Source organism: Hafnia alvei (assembly GCF_964063325.1).
Taxonomy (GTDB): domain Bacteria; phylum Pseudomonadota; class Gammaproteobacteria; order Enterobacterales; family Enterobacteriaceae; genus Hafnia; species Hafnia alvei_B.
Map to the genome: position 1 here is coordinate 3,321,189 of NZ_OZ061315.1, position 18,643 is coordinate 3,339,831.

Below are 18,643 nucleotides of genomic sequence, written 5' to 3' on the forward strand. Positions count from 1 at the left end.
TCTCCTCGGCACTATTGATTGATCATTAAATAATGCGTTATTTCTTAACAGAATCTTGAATTTTAGTCTCTGCCTGCCACACACGGTATTTCACATCAACACCCTGCGGTACATATACCACGATTGGCAAACGGCTGTTGTAACGCTGCATGGCGGAATCACCCAAGTTTGCCGTAACAAACTGGCTATGTTTGGTGTTATCAGGGCAAGCCATCATCGTTGAGGCTGGCTCCGAAATTTTTTCCATCACTAAGTAATCATAGCCCCAACCAGACAGCGTTTTGCTTTCCAGTTTGCCGCCCATCATATGGCGGTTGCAGTCTACATCCATTGTTTTACCGATCAGCAGCTCAACTTTGAAGTCATTCTCATTTTCCTGCTTCGGTAAATAAATGACCTGACGGGTCATGCCCTTTTCCGCTTGCGGATAAGGCGCAACCTTTTCCAGTGGCTGTTTGCTGAGATCGTCATTTGCGCCTGCGGTAGCCGCAATAGCACCGGCAGAAGAAGCCAATAATAAGCTAGCCAATACAGCTGAAACCTTGTTCATAATATGTCCCTACTTACAGATAATGATATTAATGCCGCTACGTTAGCATAACGTGACAAAAGACATTATAGGTCAATTCTGATTAATTCATCTTACCAATATAGTCATGTTTTTATATTAAAAAAGAAAACGCTAAATAAACTAATGTGCGATGTCTTAGACATAAAAAAGGCTGCACCGTAAACGGCACAGCCTAATTAATTCAGCGAACGTAATTTATGATTAATTATTCAGCGCCTTGGCTGCGCAGATAATCTTCATAGTTACCAGAGAAATCAATTGTCTTGGTTGGCGTAATTTCTAAAATACGCGTCGCCAGAGAGCTAACAAATTCGCGGTCATGGGAAACGAAGACCAATGTGCCTTCATACATTTCCAGAGCCATGTTTAGCGCTTCGATAGATTCCATATCCATGTGGTTCGTTGGTTCATCCATAACCAAGATATTTGGACGCTGCATCATCAGCTTACCAAACAACATACGGCCTTTTTCACCACCGGACAGCACTTTAACTGACTTTTTAATATCGTCTTGGCTGAACAGTAAACGTCCAAGATAACCGCGAACAACCTGCTCGTCGTCGCTTGGCTGTTTCCACTGGCTCATCCAATCAAACAGGGTTAAATCTTCAGCAAATTCGCTTTCATGATCCTGCGCGTAGTAACCGATGTTGGCGTTTTCAGACCATTTCGCAAAGCCGGTATCTGGTTCAAGCTCGCCCACTAAGGTTTTCAGCAGCGTGGTTTTACCCACGCCGTTAGTCCCCAGAACGGCCAGTTTGTCGCCCACTTCCAGCAACATGCGTAGGTTTTTGAACAGCGGGCCATTATCAAAGCCTTTGCTTAAACCATCAATTTCCAACGCGTTACGGAACAGTTTTTTATCCTGTTCGAAGCGAATGAACGGGTTCTGACGGCTAGACGCTTTAACTTCATCCAGCTTAATTTTATCAATCTGGCGAGCACGTGAAGTTGCCTGCTTAGATTTTGAGGCGTTCGCACTAAAGCGGCTAACAAACGACTGCAGCTCAGAAATCTGTGCTTTCTTTTTCGCGTTATCAGACATTAAACGCTCGCGTGCCTGCGTTGCCGCCGTCATGTATTCATCGTAGTTGCCCGGATAAACGCGCAGCTCGCCGTAATCCAAGTCAGCCATGTGCGTGCACACCATATTCAGGAAGTGACGGTCATGGGAGATGATAATCATGGTGCTGTTACGTTCGTTCAGCACGGTTTCCAGCCAACGAATAGTATCGATGTCCAAGTTGTTGGTTGGTTCGTCGAGCAGCAGAATGTCTGGGTTTGAAAACAGCGCCTGCGCTAGCAAAACACGCAGTTTCCAACCTGGCGCGATTTCACTCATCAAGCCATAGTGTTGCTCAACGGGGATACCCACGCCCAGCAATAACTCGCCCGCACGCGACTCGGCGCTGTATCCATCCATCTCGCCATAGACGACTTCCAGATCGGCCACTTTATAGCCTTCTTCTTCCGTCATTTCTGGCTGTGAATAGATGCGATCGCGTTCGGCCTTCACGTCCCACAGTTCGGTGTGGCCCATGATAACGGTATCGATAACGGTGTAGTTTTCGAATGCGAACTGATCCTGACGCAGTTTACCCAAACGTTCGTTCGGATCGAGGAACACGTTACCGCCGCTTGGCACTAAATCGCCGCCGAGGATTTTCATCAGCGTGGATTTACCACAGCCGTTTGCCCCGATAAGACCATAGCGATTTCCGCCGCCAAATTTGACAGAAATGTTTTCAAACAACGGCTTACTGCCGAACTGCATCGTGATGTTATTGCTGATTAACAAGACTAGTACTCTTAAGAAATGTGATTTTGGGCACATTATGCCATAAGTTGGCGTTTTTATCGCCCCTATGAGTAAAGGGAATTCTGTTTTGACAGGCAATAAAAAAGCGCTGGAATAATCCAGCGCCCATAAACAAACAACTCATCGTTTTCAAACGGCCATAGGCCAACTCACTGAAATCAGAATGAGAAACAAGAGCAACCTAAAACGCCCCAAAATGCCTGCTCATCCGACACAGGAATTGCAGATTTACGTGCTTTATCATGTGAATGCCCATGCACACCGCAAGAACCGCAGCACTGATGCATTTGAGCCAAAACGCCGGCTTTATTCTCAACAGGTGGAGCAGAACGGTAATGACCCGGAACCTTAACCACCGGTGACCAGTCCGGTACTACTGGAATGGATGGCGGTGCCAACGGTGTAAACGCACCCGCGGCATACACCACTTTGCCATCCACAATCGTCATCACAGATTCGATACCTTTAATGGCCTCTTCCGCTACGCTGAAGAAATCTTGTGACAGCACAACCATATCCGCCAACTGTCCTGCTTTGATATGGCCTTTTTTGCCCTGTTCGTTAGAGAACCATGCGCTACCCGCAGTCCATAGATCCAAAGCCACGTCGCGTGGTAGACGATTGTTATCGTCGTACATCGCCATACCGCCAACCGTGCGGCCAGAAACTAACCAATACAGCGCAGTCCATGGGTTATAGCTGGCAACGCGCGTGGCGTCGGTTCCCATACCTACCGGCACCCCCATCTCCAACATTTTTTGGATCGGTGGAGTCTGTTTCACCGCGTCTTTGCCATAACGCTCAACATAGTATTCGCCTTGGAACGCCATACGATGTTGAACCGCAATCCCACCGCCCAACGCTTTAACACGCTCAATATTTTGCTCGGTGATGGTTTCAGCGTGGTCGAAGATCCAATGCAAACCATTGAAGGGAATTTCACGATTCACTTTCTCGAATACGTTAAGCATGCGCGAAATCGATTCGTTATAGGTGGCGTGTAGGCGGAACGGCCAGCGGTTTTCCACCAAATGGCGCACCACTCGCTCCAATTCGTCTTCCATACCTTCAGGTAAATCAGGGCGCGGCTGGAGAAAATCTTCGAAGTCAGCAGCAGAAAACACCAACATTTCACCGGCACCGTTGGCACGATAGAAATCGGTGCCCTGCCCCGGCGTTAGCATGTCGGTCCATTTCTGGAAATCTTCCAGCTCTTGCTTAGGGCGCTGCGTGAAAAGGTTATAGGCGATACGCACCGTCATCTGCTTTTCATCGTGCAGCTGCTGAATAATTTCGTAATCTTCAGGATAGTTTTGGAAACCACCGCCTGCATCAATGGCGCTGGTTACACCCAGACGGTTTAGCTCACGCATAAACTGACGGGTCGAGTTCACCTGCATTTCTAGCGGAAGCTTTGGCCCCTTAGCCAGCGTTGCATACAGGATCATGGCATTGGGTTTGGCGATCAGCATCCCCGTAGGGTTGCCTTTAGCATCGCGAACGATTTCACCACCGGCCGGATTTGGCGTGTCTTTGGTGTAACCTACCGCTTTCAATGCTGCACGATTTAACAATGCGCGATCGTAAAGATGCAGCACAAATACCGGCGTATCCGGCGCAGCTTCGTTCAATTCTTCAATCGTTGGCATCCGGCGTTCGGCGAACTGAAACTCAGTCCAACCGCCAACGACGCGAACCCACTGTGGCGATGGCGTTCTATCCGCCTGATCTTTCAGCATACGCAATGCATCGGCTAAAGACGGCACGCCTTCCCAACGCAGTTCCAGATTGTAGTTAAGGCCGCCACGAATCAGGTGCAGGTGGGAATCATTCAGGCCGGGGATCACCGTATGGCCTTTTAAATCAACCAGCTGTGTACCTTCACCGGCAAAGCCCATCACATAGGCGGTTGTGCCAACGGCCAGAATTTTACCCTCTTTGATCGCCACCGCGTCAGCCAGCGGATTTTCTCGATCGAGGGTATGAAACTGACCGTTAGTGAGTATCAGTGAAGCATTTTGAGACATAAGTCGTACTCCTATCACCTAGGTTGACTATTTCTTCAGCCAGCCAGCAAATATGCGTGTAACCAACGGCATCCACATAAACACCACCAGCCCAACGACGCAGGCGTCATTGATAAAATGCAGCAGTAACGTACCTTTAAGCTCAGGCAATAACATTCCGGTTATCCACGGCACCAAATTAGTACTAGGAAAGATCACCAGTAGCGTAATAAGAAACTGTTTCCATTTTTGCGGGCGTTTAACCGTAGGAGTGCTTGGCGTGAACCAAAATTCTGGCTCGGTACGAACTTCATAGTGTTCTTCTTGCGCGAGGATCGGCTGGATTTCTGCCACCAACTTTTTACGCAGTTCGGAGTTGGTCCACGCGTAAAGATTATCCAGCGTATCGAAGCGGATCACGATGTTATAGGCTTCGCTTCCCGCCGTTGGCCGAATCACATGTACACCAAGATGCCCCGGAAATTGCTGGGCAGCAGGCATGATGCGGGCGAGCCATGCCTCATAAGCTATTGCCTGATTAGGTTGCAGATTATGTGTAATAACCAAGGTTACTGTATTGGTTGCTGCCATGCTGGGGCATCCTGATTGGAAAAACGGAAGTGATTGAGGCGGGAAAACCCCGCCCCAGAGCAATCTAAAGTTTAAGCTTTACGCTGCGGTGCACCGTGCACCAAGGTGTAAGCGTAATCAACGCCCATACCGTAAGCGCCGCTATGTTCACGCACTAAATCCATGACTGCGTCATAGGTTTCTTTACGCGCCCAGTCACGCTGGTACTCCAACAGGACTTGCTGCCAAGTCACAGGAACCGCGCCGGCTTGAACCATGCGGTCAATAGAACGTTCATGCGCGTCAACGGAAGTACCGCCTGAGGTATCAGTCACCACGTAAACTTCAAAACCTTCTTCCAACGCCATCAGCGCAGGGAAAGTCAAACACACTTCGGTCCACAGCGCAGAGATAACCAATTTTTTGCGACCGGTCGCTTTCACTGCGGCAACAAAAGCTTTGTCTTCCCATGAATTCATGGAAGTACGTTCGATAGGAGCAATCTCAGGATGAACGGCCAACAGTTCTGGCCAGATATAACCACTGAAGCTTTTAGTTTCAACAGAGGTGTAAATAGTCGGAACATTAAAAATCTTACCGGCTTTTGCTAATGCAACGGTGTTATTCTTCAAGGTTTGACGGTCAATATTCGCCACCCCAAAAGACATCTGCGGCTGATGGTCGATAAAAATCAGTGTTGAGTTCTTTGGATCGAGCAATTCACGAATTGACATGTAATATCCTTAATTTTTACTTAGTTGAATAATACTTTCGTACCTGTGATGAACGGGCTACATGCTAGGTATTCATTGAATTAGTTGATAGCTGGAAATTTTTAACGACTTATTAAGTTATTTTATGTTGCGTAAATTCTTATTTATTATTACCGCGCTAACAGTATTGTAGAGATTATTGCTTCACGCCAAGTTTCGATATATCTTAATTTGATGAGGAAACAGAATAATCGCCTATACCTGTCAGTAATATATTGGTAACGTTCGCAATATTAATGATTTTATATATTCATGACAGATTAAAGAATTTTCCTAATATTATCTTTAAGCAAAGATATTCCTAAACAAAGAAAACGACCAACACCGTACACTATGAGTAAATTTTATTTCTTAAAATTAGAAGGTTACGATGCGCGTAAATTTGGATGTTCTACTGATTCTTGATGCACTGGAAAAACATGGAAGTTTTGCTGCAGCAGCCGAGTCGCTTTTTAAAACACCCGCAGCACTGAGTTATATGGTGCAGAAATTTGAGAATGACCTAAGTATCAAACTATTAGATCGATCGGGCCATAGAGCAAAGTTCACCGATACGGGCAAAATAGTATTAGAAAAAGGCAGGATTTTACTGAGTGCCGCTCGTGAGTTAGAAAAGCAGGCCGTCCAGATCGAATCTGGCTGGGAAAAAGAGCTCACTATTGCGCTTGATGGCTCATTTCCTTTTCATCTACTACTGCCAATGATTGAGGAATTTTATCAGCTCAATTGCCTGACCCAGCTTAGATTTACCCACCATACTCTTTCCGGCTCATGGGAACAGCTGACTCAAAACGACGCTGATATTATTTTGGGCGCCATCAACGAACCCCCGACCTCCACGGAATTCTCATATCAAATGTTAGGCATGTTAGAGAACGTGTTTGTTGTATCGCCTTCTCATCCCTTGGCCACCGCGGATGAGCCGCTCGATCCACGCCTAATCTGCACCCACCGCGCAATCGTTATCGGTGATACCGCTCGATTCAGCACCGGGCAAGCCACTAACTATTTGCAAGAGCAGGAACGTATGGTGGTTTATGATTTCCATAATAAATTGCTAGCGCTCGTTTCAGGCTTAGGATGCGGATTTATGCCACGGCATATTGTCGAACCTTACTTGAAAACGGGAACGTTAGTCGCTAAACAAACCACTTCAAGCAGGCAGAAAGATCTGGCTTATTTAGGATGGAACAACGCTTCAGAAGGCGTAGCCTCTCGTTGGTGGCGTGAAAAAATACTCGAAAGCGAGCTGATTAAATTTATGTATCAATATGAAAAATCTTAGCCTTTAATATTATTCGACATACTGTTTACGGATCACATCCGACATCCAATCCATAAAAACCTGTACCCGCATAGCTAAGTTACGGCGATGTGGGTAAAGCAAAGAAACGGGCATAGCGGGGGCCGGTAGGTGTTCAAGGATTGAAACTAATACCCCCGTTTGCAAAGCCTCTCGCACACCAATAACCGGCACCTGAATAATACCTAAGCCCGCAATGCAGGCCGCCGAATAAGATTCAGTGCTATTCACCGTTAGCGCACCTTGCATATCAACCGTCTGAATATCACCCTGCGGCATAGCGTAGGTAAACTTATCGCGGGGAGCACCTTGAGCGCTTTGGTAATGGATCATGTGATGGCGCTGCAAATCCGCTGGCGTTTGCGGACAGCCATACTTTTCTAAGTAGCTTGGGCTGGCACAATTCACCATCTGTAGCTGACCTAAAGGGCGCGCAATTAGGCCGGAGTCTTGCAATGTCCCCACTCTCACCACGCAGTCAAAACCTTCTTGAATTAAATCCACCCGTCTGTCGCTGCTGCTCAACTCTAATTCAAGACTGGGATGAGTAGATAAAAAAACCGCTAACCCCTGCTGTACCACAATTTTGGCTAATCCACTGGGCATATCAACGCGTAGACGACCAGAGAGCGGTGCGTTCGAGGTGCGAAACATACCCTCAAGCTCTTCGATTTCTGCCAGCAAGTCTTGGCATCTTACATAGCACCGCTGCCCATCTTGCGTCAGCGTCACCTTACGCGTTGTACGATGTAGAAGCTGGGTGCCAAAATGATTTTCAAGCTGCTGGATCGCCCCTGACACCGATCCCTTCGGCAATCCCATCCGATCGGCTGTACGACTAAAGCTAGAAAGTTCGGCTACGCTGATAAACACCTGCATCGCCGTGATTTTATCCATCTTTGATTATTCTTGTTTTATGAACAGTGTTGTCATATTTAGCACGTTTATTTCATTTAAAACAAACAATATGCTTACTGATATGGCCTGCATCGGCGGTGCCCAACACGCGTGCTTATCAACACTAGAGGTTACCAACATGGGTAGTAAAATTGCACTGATTACCGGCGCAAGCCGTGGCTTAGGTAAAAGCATGGCGCTGCATCTTGCAGCGCAAGGGGTCGATGTGATCGTAACCTACCGCAGCCAACAAAATGAAGCTAATGACGTAGTGAAGCAGATTGAACAGGCTGGTGCAAAAGCAGCCGCATTGCCTTTAGATGTCAGCCAAGCCAGTTCCTTTGCCCACTTTCGCACCGCGTTGGAACAGGTATTAGGACAAAAATGGGGGCGCAACGATTTCGATTTCTTGGTTAATAATGCAGGTATTGGCATCAATGCGCCCTTCGCTGAAACCAGCGAAGAACAGTTCGATCAACTCATGAATATACAGCTTAAAGGACCATTCTTTCTCACTCAGACTCTGCTGCCAATCATGGTAGACGGGGGGCGAATTATTAATATTTCCACTGGGTTAAGCCGATTTGTCCTGCCTGGTTTTGCAGCCTATGCAGCGATGAAAGGTGCAATGGAAGTGCTTACTCGCTATCAAGCGAAAGAGCTTGGGGCGCGTGGCATTAGCGTAAATATTCTCGCTCCGGGCGCTATCGAGACAGATTTTGGCGGTGGCGTGGTGCGTGATAACCAGCAAGTTAACGACTTTATCGCCTCACAAACTGCCTTGGGGCGAGTTGGCTTACCTGAAGATATTGGCAAAGCGGTAACCATGCTGTTGTCTGATGAGGCGGGCTGGATTAATGGCCAGCGCATTGAGGCTTCGGGGGGAATGTTCCTTTAGAATTAAGACTACTTCAGCTTTTTCTTGTTTTCAAAGCCTACATTTTATGTGGGCTAATTTGATTTTATAAAGTTATTCCTACTAATAAAATAATTAACAAACTCATTTATCATTTTCTACTAAATTCACACATCAAAGATGAAAATATAAAAACGTCATAATGTTATTATTATGTTTTAATTGATTCAATTAGGTTAACAAAAGCTTTATATCATCTATTTTAAGTATCAGGTTTATTTATTAGCTAAAGTTTTTAGCATTTCAGCCGAAAACAAAGAGCACTTCCCACGGCAATGACAACGTTATTTGTTCTATTGCATCTGATTAAATTTTAGGTTGTGCTATCTATGTTCGAACGATTAAAAATCTCTCAGGGATTAATGGGCGTCTTAGCCCTATTCTGCATTATTCAAATTTTCTCCGGCTCTTGGAGCATTCTCGATGCCTCGGGCACCAATGACCGGCTCACGCAAATCTCCTCCGGCTTTAACCAAATCATGGCAATGGATAATGCCTATGCTTCAGTTACCGAGATCCGTGAAGAGGTGCTCAAAGACGCGCTGATGCTCGCCACACAGCCGGAAGATGCCAAAGCGCGTCAATCACTCGGTGAATTACGCCAAAACCTGACCGAAGTCGATCAGCAGATGGAGAAGTTTTATCAACTCTCTCAAGCAAATCAAAATGAAATTGAGCGCACTAAAAATGTAAAATCCCTCTATGAAAGAGCGCGCGGCGATCTGCTGCAATTGATTATCAGCTTAGAAAATAACGATCTGGTTAAATTCCAGTCTATTATGCACAACAGTTCCTCCACGCATTTTATGTCTGCACTGGATGACACGTCAGCCTACGTGGCCAATTCTATTATTACCCCGGCGGCCAACGCGGCTCAGGCCAGCTACCGCCAAATGCTACCGCTTTCGCTCTCCTTTATGTTTGTATTTATTGTCCTAACCGGTGCGGTTTTGGTGTGGATAAGAAAATATGTGCTGAATAAAATCAATCAGGTCATCAACTATCAAGCCGCCATTGCGCACGGCGATTTATCGATTGAAATTGATGCCAATGGCAACAACGAAATTGGCAAACTGATGCAGGGATTGAAGCACATGCGCGATGAGCTGGCGAATACGGTCAGCGCGGTGCGTGCAGGCACTCAGAATATTTACACCGGCGTGCAGGAAATTGCGGCAGGTAACAGCGATCTCTCCAGTCGCACCGAAGAACAGGCCAGTTCGCTTGAAGAAACCGCAGCCAGCATGGAACAGCTTTCTGCTACGGTCAAAAACAACGCAGACAGTGCAAATGCAGCAACATCATTGGTAAAGCGTGCCTCAAACAGCGCCGTTAACGGCGGTGAGATCACGCGTAAAATGGTGGTCACCATGAGTGATATTGCCGATAGCTCTCGCAAAATTGGTGATATCACCAGCGTCATTGATGGGATCGCCTTCCAAACCAATATCCTGGCGCTGAATGCTGCCGTTGAGGCAGCTCGTGCTGGCGAACAAGGCCGTGGATTCGCCGTGGTGGCAGGTGAGGTGCGTAGTTTAGCGCAGCGAAGCGCTCAGGCAGCTAAAGAGATTAAGACCCTAATTGATGCATCTGTCTTGCGCGTCGATCAGGGCAATGATTTGGTTGAAAATGTCAGTGGTGCCATGACGGAAATAGTGACCGCCATTGGCCAAGTCACCGAAACCATGCAAGAAATCTCCAGCGCCTCCGAAGAACAAAGCCGCGGCATCACCCAGATCGCACAGGCCGTAAATGAAATGGATAAGGTCACCCAGCAGAATGCGGCATTGGTTGAACAATCCGCTTCCGCTGCCAGCGCGCTCGAAGATCAGGCCGATCGTTTGAATCAAACAGTCGCCGTCTTCAAACTTTCCACGTCTGCACCTGCGCCAGAGAAAATCCGTACGCAGCCACAAACGGTAGCAGCGCCAAAACTGAAAGCAATTGCCGATGATAATGGTGAGAATTGGGATAGTTTTTGAGGTTCAGAGATAAATTAGGTTCAGGATCATATTCCATACGCCTGTTTCCTATCGTGCATGGGTGTAAAGCTCCGTACGCCTAGAGTACCGAGGTTTTCATCAATACGGTGCAGGCGTGCGTGTTAGGGGCAACGATTGTGAATACACAGCCTTCTAACCCGTACGCCTTCACAAAGAAAGGTCTCAATGTAACGCAGTATCAATAGATGAGCTGAATATGAAACCAACAGCCCATAAACAGCAGACCACAACTATGGCTTAGCTTTCTCCGTATACCACACGAAATCTGCGTTACTCTTATCCACCTTAACGCCCTTCTCCGCCAGCATCAGCACCGTTAGCTCTGTCATCGGCGCAATATCTTCGATGTGCAGAGGAACCCCTAGGGCTCGATTAGCATGATAGCCCCCCACGATGAGCAGCGCTGGCGTTGGCGCGGCAAGCAAGCTTTCTGCCATACGGCGGTCACGTTGCTGCTGAATAGCCAACATGGCCTCGGCCTGTTTAGGCTCCAATTGACCACCGTGAGACTCTTCGATCGTTTTCGTGATGGCTGCTCGCACAGAAGGCTGAGTGCTTAGCGCACCGGTAACAGGAAGTGGGTGCTCGTAGAATTTTTTGATTTCACTGCGATCAAGATTCGCTGACAGCAGCGGATATGGCCCTTGTAGCGCAGCGGTGGCAACGCCAGAGTAGAGATCCCACTTCCACCCTTTCTGCCATGCCGTTTGTTCTGTAATCTGCTGACCGGTCAACGATTTACCTTGTTTGAACCGATCTTTCACCGCGTTCACTTTTTCTTGTTGGTTCGGCGTAATCATTTCCATTAATACGCTGCCCTGCGTGCGCTGACGCGGAAGTTGCTCAACCAACCACTGCTCAATTTGGTGATGTTGTAAATTGTCGTGCTTTTCGCCAACGATGACGCGAGGCTGAACGCTCAGCTTGGCGAGCAGCTGTTGCGGGGTGAGTTTTTGTCCGGTGTGTAGATCGACGATATTGTCTTGCGGTACCGCGCCGATCGTCTGGGCGTGCTGGCTAATTCCGCAAGCGCTTAGCAGGAAAGCCGCCGCCAGTAGTCCAATCTTTTTCATGCCATAACCTTTGAGTCCATTAAGTTTCAATCTAGTTTAAACTTAATGATAATCATTGTCATATAGCATTCACCGGCAGCGGTAGGTTAATCAGTCGATGTTGAGACTCATCACAGAAACCCATTCACCTGAGACTTCGCGTTTCTCAATTTCTTGCCATCCCAATTTCTGGTACAGGCTCTGCTGATCGGGTGTATAGAGGTATAGCTGCTTAATGCCTTTCTCTTGAGCGAGGGCCACACAGGCTCTGGTGAGTGCAGAGCCAACGCCTTTGCCACGGTGCTCTGGAGGGGTAAACACTTCGCCGAGCCAGAATTTACGCTCGGGGCGATCGTCCAATTCATGGACAATCACGCTAGCAGTGCCCAGCAACTGACCGTCTTCAACGTAGGCCACCAAGGTGAACTCTTCACTGTCTGGCTGATTACGCATGATAAAGCGCTGCTGAATACCTTCCTGAGTACTCCAACGCGGTAGGCTTGACCATTCCCAATGCAGCAATGCGGCTATTTGTGGGATATAGGGTGAGTTATCGTTAATTTTTGCAATCAACATAGCAATGCCCTCAGCGATTGAAATGCCGCCCACACGCGTAGGCGGCATTAGAAAACCCAACAATAACCGCTTTTACAGCGGTTGCGTTTGCGCTTCTACCACGGATAACGCCACCATATTAACGATGCGGCGCACAGAGGCTATCGAGGTCAAAATATGCACGGGCTTGCTGACGCCCATCAATACCGGCCCAACGGTAACCCCCTCAGAAGAAGAAACGCGCAACAGGTTATAGCTGATACGTGCAGCCTCCATATTTGGCATGATTAAAATGTTGGCAGCGCCCTTGAGCGGGCTGTCTGGCATGACATCATTACGGATGCTTTCGACCAGCGCCGCGTCGCCGTGCATTTCGCCGTCGATCTCAAGCTCAGGCGCTGCGGCATTCACTAATTCTAGCGTACGACGCATTTTACGTGCGGCAGGACAGTCTGATGCCCCAAAACTGGAGTGCGATAGCAACGCAACTTTCGGCTCAATACCAAAGCGGCGCACTGTTTCCGCCGCCATGAGGGTAATTTCAGCCAGCTGTTCAGCGGTTGGGTCGTCGTTGACGTAGGTATCAGCAATGAAGGTATTACCGCTTGGCAGCAGCAACGCGTTCATGGCACCCGCCACGTGTGCGCCCTCACGGAAACCAAATACGTTGTGTACCACTTCATAATGCTCGTGATAATTACCGATAGTGCCGCAGATCATAGCGTCGGCCTCACCGCGTTGCAGCATGATGGCCGCAATCAGGGTTGGGTTGCCAATCACCGCACGACGTGCCTGTTCTTGGGAAACGCCGCGGCGCTTCATGATCTCGTAGTATTCACGCCAGTATTCGTTGAAGCGCGGATCGGACTCGTTATTCACGATCTCAAAATCTTTACCTGCTTCAATGTGCAGACCAAGTTTTTTCAAACGCATTTCGATTACGTCAGGACGGCCAACCAGAATCGGTGACGCAATGCCCAGCGTGACCAGCTCTTGGGTCGCGTGCAACACGCGCTCTTCTTCACCTTCGGCCAGCACTACGCGTTTTTTCTCTTTTTTTGCCTGAGAGAAAATAGGCTTCATAAACAGGTTGGTTTTATAGACGAACTCGGTCAAATGCTCGATGTAAGCATCAAAGTCTTCAATGGGCCGCGTTGCTACGCCGGAATCCATCGCGGCTTTCGCGACGGCTGGGGCGATTTTCACAATCAGGCGAGGATCGAACGGTTTTGGAATAATGTATTCAGGGCCAAAAGAGAGATCCTGATCGCCATAGGCAGAAGCCACAACGTCGCTCTGCTCCGCCAATGCTAAATCAGCAATCGCATGCACACAGGCGAGCTTCATCTCTTCATTAATGGTGGTGGCGCCAACGTCTAATGCGCCACGGAAAATGAACGGGAAACACAGTACGTTGTTAACCTGATTAGGGAAGTCGGAACGCCCTGTACAGATGATCGCATCAGGTCGAACGGCCTTAGCTAGCGGAGGTAAAATTTCTGGCTCAGGGTTAGCCAACGCTAAAATCAGCGGATCGCGTGCCATGGTTTTCACCATGTCTTGCGTCATCACACCAGGACCTGAGCAACCGAGGAAAATATCCGCATTGGGGATCGCATCCGCAAGCGTGCGCCAGCCATTATCTTTGATCGCATAGGCCTGTTTGCTTTCGGCCATATTCTCTTCACGACCTTGATAGATCACCCCTTTGGAGTCACAGGCCGTGATGTTTTCGCGCTTGAGCCCTAATGCCACCAGCAGATTTAAGCAGGCAATTGCCGACGCACCCGCTCCAGAAACGACCAGACGCACATCGCTAATCTGTTTTTTCACCACGCGTAAACCGTTCAACACGGCAGCAGTACAGATGATAGCGGTTCCGTGCTGATCGTCATGGAAGACGGGGATCTTCATGCGCTCACGCAGTTTCTTCTCAATGTAGAAACACTCGGGCGCTTTGATATCTTCAAGGTTAATCCCACCAAAAGTGGGTTCCAGCGCGGCGACCACGTCGATCAATTTATCAGGATCGAGCTCATCAACTTCGATATCGAAGACGTCAATACCCGCAAATTTTTTAAACAAAACGCCCTTGCCTTCCATAACGGGCTTACCCGCTAAGGCACCAATGTTGCCCAAACCAAGCACCGCCGTACCGTTAGAGATAACGGCCACTAAGTTTCCACGCGCGGTGTATTTATAGGCAGCGAGCGGATCGGCGGCGATCTCCAAACAAGGTGCTGCCACGCCCGGAGAGTAGGCTAAGGCTAAATCACGTTGTGTAGCGAGGGGTTTGGTCGGCACGACCTGAATTTTGCCTGGGATTGGGAACTCGTGGAAATCAAGCGCACTTTGTTTTAATTGTTCGTCCATCGTAGGGTCCTTTTTTACTTTATTTCATCGGTGTTTAACGCAAAGGAAACCCCACCAGTATAGTGAGCAAAACAACTTAATCTATGAAGCACGCCATAAACAACAAAACAAAAAGTGTTATTTATCGCAACAATTTGCTCATAGCTAGGAAGCTAACAGGACATATCAGGAGGGTATACAGAAAGGGTGGCCCATCGTGTTCACGCTAGGCCATAAGCAGATTAATTCATCCAGCCCTGAATTTGGGCGTACTGCAACAGCATGATGGTTTTACCATCTTTAATTTCACCGCTCTTAATCATCTCGAGTGCCTGCTGGAAAGGGAGCTCTAAGATTTCAATATCTTCATCTTCTATTCCACCACCAGCCGCCACTTTTTGACTATTGGTGTACGGAGCAGCAAAGAAATGAATAATTTCGGTAACGCCGCCGGGCGACATATAGGCCTCAAACACTTTAGTCACTTGGCCTACTTCAAAACCGGTTTCTTCCATTGCTTCTCGACGCACACAGTCCTCCGGCGCATCGTTATCCAGCAAGCCGGCGATGGTTTCGATCAACAGACCGTCGCGGTTACCGTTGAGATAGGTTGGAATACGGAACTGGCGAATGAGCACGACCGTTTTTTTCTCTACGCTATACAGCAACAACGTAGCGCCATTACCGCGGTCATAGACCTCGCGCATTTGGCGCACCGTGCCGCCATTATGTCGCGTTAAATTATAGGTGTATTGACGCAGGACTGCCCAATGATCGGATAACACCTTGTTGCTGATCATTTCAATTTTCACGCAGTACAACTCCCTTACAAATGCGGGGCTCATGAGATTCGAGCGGAAGGAGCAATTTACGCCAACGAGTGCGGGACATCAATGTAGGAGGGAGGGGATTCTGCATTCCGGATAAGGTTTCGTCCGCCTAGCCGCAACGGCATTCACCGATAAACTGAGTCACCGGCGTACAATGAGGGGCGCCAAAGCGCCCCTTCACCGATATAGCGATAAAACTCGGTATGGATTAACGGGCAAAATACGGTTAATCAGCCATAACCCATGGACATACCTAATCTCATGCCAGCACCATAGAACGCTTAAAACCCGTTCTTGATCCCTTTCATATCAGGCAGCTTATGCGCTATCCCTTTATGACAGTCGATACAGGTTTTTCCGTCCTGAATAGCTTGATCGTGCATTTTTCCTGCTACGGTTTTCTGTGCCGTGAAATCCATGTATTCAAAGTTGTGGCAGTTACGACACTCCTGAGAATCATTGGCTTTCATGCGCGCCCATTCGTTTTCAGCCATGACTAAGCGATGCGCTTCAAACTTTTGCGGCGTATCAATCAGGCCAAAAGCTTTAGCATACAGCTCTTTACTCGCCTTGATTTTACGTACAATTTTAGGCACCCACTCATGTGGGACATGGCAATCAGGACAGGTAGCACGCACACCGCTGCGGTTGGTGTAGTGAACGGTATCCATATATTCCTGATACACGTTGTCGCGCATTTCATGGCAGCTGATACAGAATTTTTCCGTATTCGCCATTTCCATACCTGTATTGAATCCGCCCCAGAAAATAATCCCGGCGACAAAACCCAGCAGCAGCAGCGTGCCCAAAGCCAAACGGCTAGGACGGCGCCACCATTGCCACACGCGGCGAATCATGCCCGGTTTTTTCTGCTCGGTCGGCTTGTTGACTTCTTTATTATCCAGCATAGCGGCTCCTGTTACTGCCCAAAGCCCGGTGCGGGCTGGAAGCTATTACCCACAATCGGTGGTGCATCACTTTGTGGTACGTGACATTGCAGGCAGAAGTAACGACGTGGAGCCACCTCTCCCAGCACTTTGCCGTTGGCATCCATAAAGTGAGTTGGGCTAATGCGCGGTGCGCCGGTGGTACGGTAATGCTCAACGCCGTGGCATTGCAGGCAGCGGTTGGTATTTTTGCTGATCTGATAGCCGTCTACGCTATGCGGGATCATCGGCGGCTGGTTTACATAGTTCAGCGCCATACGCTCTTGCTGCTTAGGCATTTTAATCTGCCCTTCTGCCGTTCCCGAAACTTCCGGTGACTGGCTTAAATCGACGTCGCTGGCCGCATATACGGCACCAGCCACAGACAATGACAGCACGACGGCCTGTAACATTGCCCAAAGCGAAGCGTGCTTTTTCAGGACATTGCTCTTCATTCTTTAGCTCCCGAACGATGAAATCGGTTCTTAAATTCGAATACGTGCTCGGCACACACATCCATGCAACGCCCGCAGCTGATGCAATCTTTGCTCAGTACCAGCGGGCTATGATCGTTATTTAATACAGGCTCACGTAACACCTGAGACTCTGGACAAACGTGAAAACAGTCCATACAGCGCGTGCATTTTTCTCGATGTTCAGCGCTAACACGGAGAACCGCTTTAGCGCCAATCACGCCATACAGCGCGCCCATCGGGCAAATGTGGCCACACCAACCATGCTCCGTTACCAACAGGTCAAACAGGAACACCGCAAGAATCAGCCAAAGGCCGCCAAAAGCGCCGAAAATCAGGCTCCGCCCAAGCAGCGCTACCGGATTCAGCCATTCCCACAGCAAGGTGCCACTGATGGCACTTCCCGCCAGCACCGCCAGCAAAATGCCATAGCGCAGGGTCCGTGGCAGTGAAGCGGATTGGCGGATATTCAGCTTGCGCCGCATCCACGCGGCTAAATCAGTGACTGGATTTAACGGGCAAACCCAGGCACAAAACGCGCGACTGGCTATCAGCGAATAGGCCACTACCACGACCAATGTTCCCGCCAAAGCCGTGAGCGCCGGCCAGTGCCCGGCAAACACGCTTTCCAACATCATTAATGGATCGGTCAAAGGAACGGTTTCTAGCAGTAAACTGCCGCTGTAGTTCCCTTTTAAAATCCAAATTCCCCACCACGGCCCTGATAAAAACATCATCAAAACCATCAGTTGGCTTAAACGGCGTAGCAGCAGCCAGCGATGGCTGCGGATAATACCGTGACGTTGGCGTGCTTCAAGACCGGCCTGATTTGCACTGTTCGCCATCATTCACCTCCCTGCGGCATACGTGAAGGTAGCTGGGTACCGGACGGAACTAATGAGTGTCCAGCCTTCGCTTTCTCTTCCCATCCCAAACGGTAATGCTGCCCAAGCTCTCCGCGTGCAATCGAGAGCGGCAATACTTTGATCGCCGCCTCATCCAGTACGCAGGCCTGTTCGCATTTTCCGCAGCCGGTGCAGGCATCGCTGTGAACCGTCGGCAAGAATTTCGCATGCACGCCGGTTCGTTCGTTGCGATGCAGCTCCAGCGTGATGGCTTTATCAATCGATGGGCAGACGCGGTAACACACATCACAGCGTAAGCCTTGCCAATTCAGGCAGTTCTCATGATCGAGTAGCACCGCCAATCCCATCCGCGCATCATCGATGTCGGTCAGTTTGGGATCGAGCGCCGCGCTCGGACAAGCCACCACACAAGGAATGTCTTCACACATTTCACAAGGCGTTTGTCTCGCAACAAAATAAGGGGTGCCTGCCGAAGAAGGCGACAGCAGCGTCGCTAACTTCAGCGTGTCGTAAGGACAAGCCTGAACGCACTGCCCGCAGCGAATGCAGGCGCGCTCAAACTCACCGTCTGGCAAGGCTCCCGGTGGACGCAACGCTAAGCCATCACGCGCCTGTGATTGCTTTTGTTGCAATCCCAGAACCAACGCCAGCCCGGCTAATCCACCCGCACTGCGCACCGCATCGCGTAAAAAGCGACGGCGCGCAGGCCCTTTATCTCGTTGTTTCGTCAT

General features: G+C 48.9%; 17 protein-coding genes. 3 read left to right on the plus strand and 14 right to left on the minus strand.

Annotated features, from left to right (window positions below):
* Positions 1 to 37: 37 nt before the first annotated feature.
* From eco to AB3Y96_RS15855, 5 genes are all read right to left on the minus strand, one after another.
* Positions 38 to 550: a serine protease inhibitor ecotin gene (gene eco, locus AB3Y96_RS15835; RefSeq protein WP_072310562.1), complete on the minus strand. Its 513-nt coding sequence runs from the start codon at positions 548 to 550 to the stop codon at positions 38 to 40.
* A 226-nt stretch (positions 551 to 776) separates the two neighbouring features.
* Positions 777 to 2,369, minus strand: a complete 1,593-nt coding sequence (locus tag AB3Y96_RS15840; protein WP_367299659.1) for an ABC-F family ATPase — start codon at positions 2,367 to 2,369, stop codon at positions 777 to 779.
* Positions 2,370 to 2,548: 179 nt separating this feature from the next.
* Complete coding sequence (locus AB3Y96_RS15845; RefSeq protein WP_367299660.1) at positions 2,549 to 4,417, minus strand: amidohydrolase; 1,869 nt, start codon at positions 4,415 to 4,417, stop codon at positions 2,549 to 2,551.
* 27 nt (positions 4,418 to 4,444) lie between these two features.
* On the minus strand, positions 4,445 to 4,987 hold the full coding sequence (locus tag AB3Y96_RS15850; protein ID WP_130998409.1) for an antibiotic biosynthesis monooxygenase: 543 nt from the start codon (positions 4,985 to 4,987) through the stop codon (positions 4,445 to 4,447).
* Between the two features lie 71 nt (positions 4,988 to 5,058).
* Positions 5,059 to 5,700: a hydrolase gene (locus AB3Y96_RS15855; protein ID WP_025797567.1), complete on the minus strand. Its 642-nt coding sequence runs from the start codon at positions 5,698 to 5,700 to the stop codon at positions 5,059 to 5,061.
* A 409-nt stretch (positions 5,701 to 6,109) separates the two neighbouring features.
* Between AB3Y96_RS15855 and AB3Y96_RS15860 the strand changes: the two genes are divergently transcribed.
* Positions 6,110 to 7,024 carry a LysR family transcriptional regulator gene (locus AB3Y96_RS15860; RefSeq protein WP_072310559.1) on the plus strand — a complete coding sequence of 305 codons (915 nt, stop codon included), beginning with the start codon at positions 6,110 to 6,112 and terminating at the stop codon, positions 7,022 to 7,024.
* A gap of 9 nt (positions 7,025 to 7,033) precedes the next feature.
* Here the strand turns inward: AB3Y96_RS15860 and AB3Y96_RS15865 are convergent, their stop codons facing one another.
* Entirely contained in the window at positions 7,034 to 7,939 is a 906-nt protein-coding gene (locus AB3Y96_RS15865; protein ID WP_367299661.1) for a LysR family transcriptional regulator, read from the minus strand.
* Between the two features lie 139 nt (positions 7,940 to 8,078).
* Here AB3Y96_RS15865 and AB3Y96_RS15870 point away from each other — a divergent pair, with 139 nt between their 5' ends.
* A complete protein-coding gene (locus AB3Y96_RS15870; protein ID WP_367299662.1) occupies positions 8,079 to 8,837 on the plus strand; it encodes an SDR family NAD(P)-dependent oxidoreductase in 759 nt (252 codons plus the stop codon).
* A 347-nt stretch (positions 8,838 to 9,184) separates the two neighbouring features.
* Entirely contained in the window at positions 9,185 to 10,837 is a 1,653-nt protein-coding gene (locus AB3Y96_RS15875) for a methyl-accepting chemotaxis protein (RefSeq protein WP_367299663.1), read from the plus strand.
* Between the two features lie 251 nt (positions 10,838 to 11,088).
* Here AB3Y96_RS15875 and AB3Y96_RS15880 read toward each other — a convergent pair whose 3' ends face one another.
* The 8 genes from AB3Y96_RS15880 to napG form a co-directional block, all read right to left on the minus strand.
* Positions 11,089 to 11,931 (minus strand): ChaN family lipoprotein, encoded by an 843-nt coding sequence (locus AB3Y96_RS15880; protein WP_072310556.1) that lies wholly within the window; start codon positions 11,929 to 11,931, stop codon positions 11,089 to 11,091.
* Positions 11,932 to 12,021: 90 nt separating this feature from the next.
* The gene (locus tag AB3Y96_RS15885) at positions 12,022 to 12,534 is read right to left on the minus strand and encodes a GNAT family N-acetyltransferase (RefSeq protein WP_247650361.1); all 513 of its coding nucleotides are present in this window, start codon (positions 12,532 to 12,534) and stop codon (positions 12,022 to 12,024) included.
* Positions 12,535 to 12,558: 24 nt separating this feature from the next.
* Entirely contained in the window at positions 12,559 to 14,838 is a 2,280-nt protein-coding gene (gene maeB, locus AB3Y96_RS15890) for an NADP-dependent oxaloacetate-decarboxylating malate dehydrogenase (protein WP_072310555.1), read from the minus strand.
* A gap of 221 nt (positions 14,839 to 15,059) precedes the next feature.
* A complete protein-coding gene (gene nudK / locus AB3Y96_RS15895) occupies positions 15,060 to 15,662 on the minus strand; it encodes a GDP-mannose pyrophosphatase NudK (protein ID WP_367299664.1) in 603 nt (200 codons plus the stop codon).
* A gap of 266 nt (positions 15,663 to 15,928) precedes the next feature.
* Complete coding sequence (napC, locus tag AB3Y96_RS15900; protein WP_072310553.1) at positions 15,929 to 16,555, minus strand: cytochrome c-type protein NapC; 627 nt, start codon at positions 16,553 to 16,555, stop codon at positions 15,929 to 15,931.
* A gap of 11 nt (positions 16,556 to 16,566) precedes the next feature.
* Positions 16,567 to 16,986: a nitrate reductase cytochrome c-type subunit gene (gene napB / locus AB3Y96_RS15905; RefSeq protein ID WP_247650364.1), complete on the minus strand. Its 420-nt coding sequence runs from the start codon at positions 16,984 to 16,986 to the stop codon at positions 16,567 to 16,569.
* 38 nt (positions 16,987 to 17,024) lie between these two features.
* Positions 17,025 to 17,891 (minus strand): quinol dehydrogenase ferredoxin subunit NapH, encoded by an 867-nt coding sequence (gene napH, locus AB3Y96_RS15910; RefSeq protein ID WP_072310588.1) that lies wholly within the window; start codon positions 17,889 to 17,891, stop codon positions 17,025 to 17,027.
* Entirely contained in the window at positions 17,891 to 18,643 is a 753-nt protein-coding gene (gene napG, locus AB3Y96_RS15915; protein ID WP_025797491.1) for a ferredoxin-type protein NapG, read from the minus strand. Before napG ends, napH begins: the two co-directional genes overlap by 1 nt.

What these genes read in the sequence shown, in the direction of transcription:
- AB3Y96_RS15845 (WP_367299660.1), bottom strand. Translation starts at nt 4,417, where the DNA reads ATGTCTCAAAATGCTTCACTGATACTCACTAACGGTCAGTTTCATACC.
- napC (WP_072310553.1), bottom strand. Translation starts at nt 16,555, where the DNA reads ATGCTGGATAATAAAGAAGTCAACAAGCCGACCGAGCAGAAAAAACCG.
- eco (WP_072310562.1), bottom strand. Translation starts at nt 550, where the DNA reads ATGAACAAGGTTTCAGCTGTATTGGCTAGCTTATTATTGGCTTCTTCT.
- AB3Y96_RS15850 (WP_130998409.1), bottom strand. Translation starts at nt 4,987, where the DNA reads ATGGCAGCAACCAATACAGTAACCTTGGTTATTACACATAATCTGCAA.
- napB (WP_247650364.1), bottom strand. Translation starts at nt 16,986, where the DNA reads ATGTTACAGGCCGTCGTGCTGTCATTGTCTGTGGCTGGTGCCGTATAT.
- AB3Y96_RS15865 (WP_367299661.1), bottom strand. Translation starts at nt 7,939, where the DNA reads ATGGATAAAATCACGGCGATGCAGGTGTTTATCAGCGTAGCCGAACTT.
- napG (WP_025797491.1), bottom strand. Translation starts at nt 18,643, where the DNA reads ATGACGAAACAACGAGATAAAGGGCCTGCGCGCCGTCGCTTTTTACGC.
- AB3Y96_RS15860 (WP_072310559.1), top strand. Translation starts at nt 6,110, where the DNA reads ATGCGCGTAAATTTGGATGTTCTACTGATTCTTGATGCACTGGAAAAA.
- maeB (WP_072310555.1), bottom strand. Translation starts at nt 14,838, where the DNA reads ATGGACGAACAATTAAAACAAAGTGCGCTTGATTTCCACGAGTTCCCA.
- AB3Y96_RS15870 (WP_367299662.1), top strand. Translation starts at nt 8,079, where the DNA reads ATGGGTAGTAAAATTGCACTGATTACCGGCGCAAGCCGTGGCTTAGGT.
- nudK (WP_367299664.1), bottom strand. Translation starts at nt 15,662, where the DNA reads ATGAGCCCCGCATTTGTAAGGGAGTTGTACTGCGTGAAAATTGAAATG.
- napH (WP_072310588.1), bottom strand. Translation starts at nt 17,891, where the DNA reads ATGGCGAACAGTGCAAATCAGGCCGGTCTTGAAGCACGCCAACGTCAC.
- AB3Y96_RS15880 (WP_072310556.1), bottom strand. Translation starts at nt 11,931, where the DNA reads ATGAAAAAGATTGGACTACTGGCGGCGGCTTTCCTGCTAAGCGCTTGC.
- AB3Y96_RS15885 (WP_247650361.1), bottom strand. Translation starts at nt 12,534, where the DNA reads ATGCCGCCTACGCGTGTGGGCGGCATTTCAATCGCTGAGGGCATTGCT.
- AB3Y96_RS15855 (WP_025797567.1), bottom strand. Translation starts at nt 5,700, where the DNA reads ATGTCAATTCGTGAATTGCTCGATCCAAAGAACTCAACACTGATTTTT.
- AB3Y96_RS15875 (WP_367299663.1), top strand. Translation starts at nt 9,185, where the DNA reads ATGTTCGAACGATTAAAAATCTCTCAGGGATTAATGGGCGTCTTAGCC.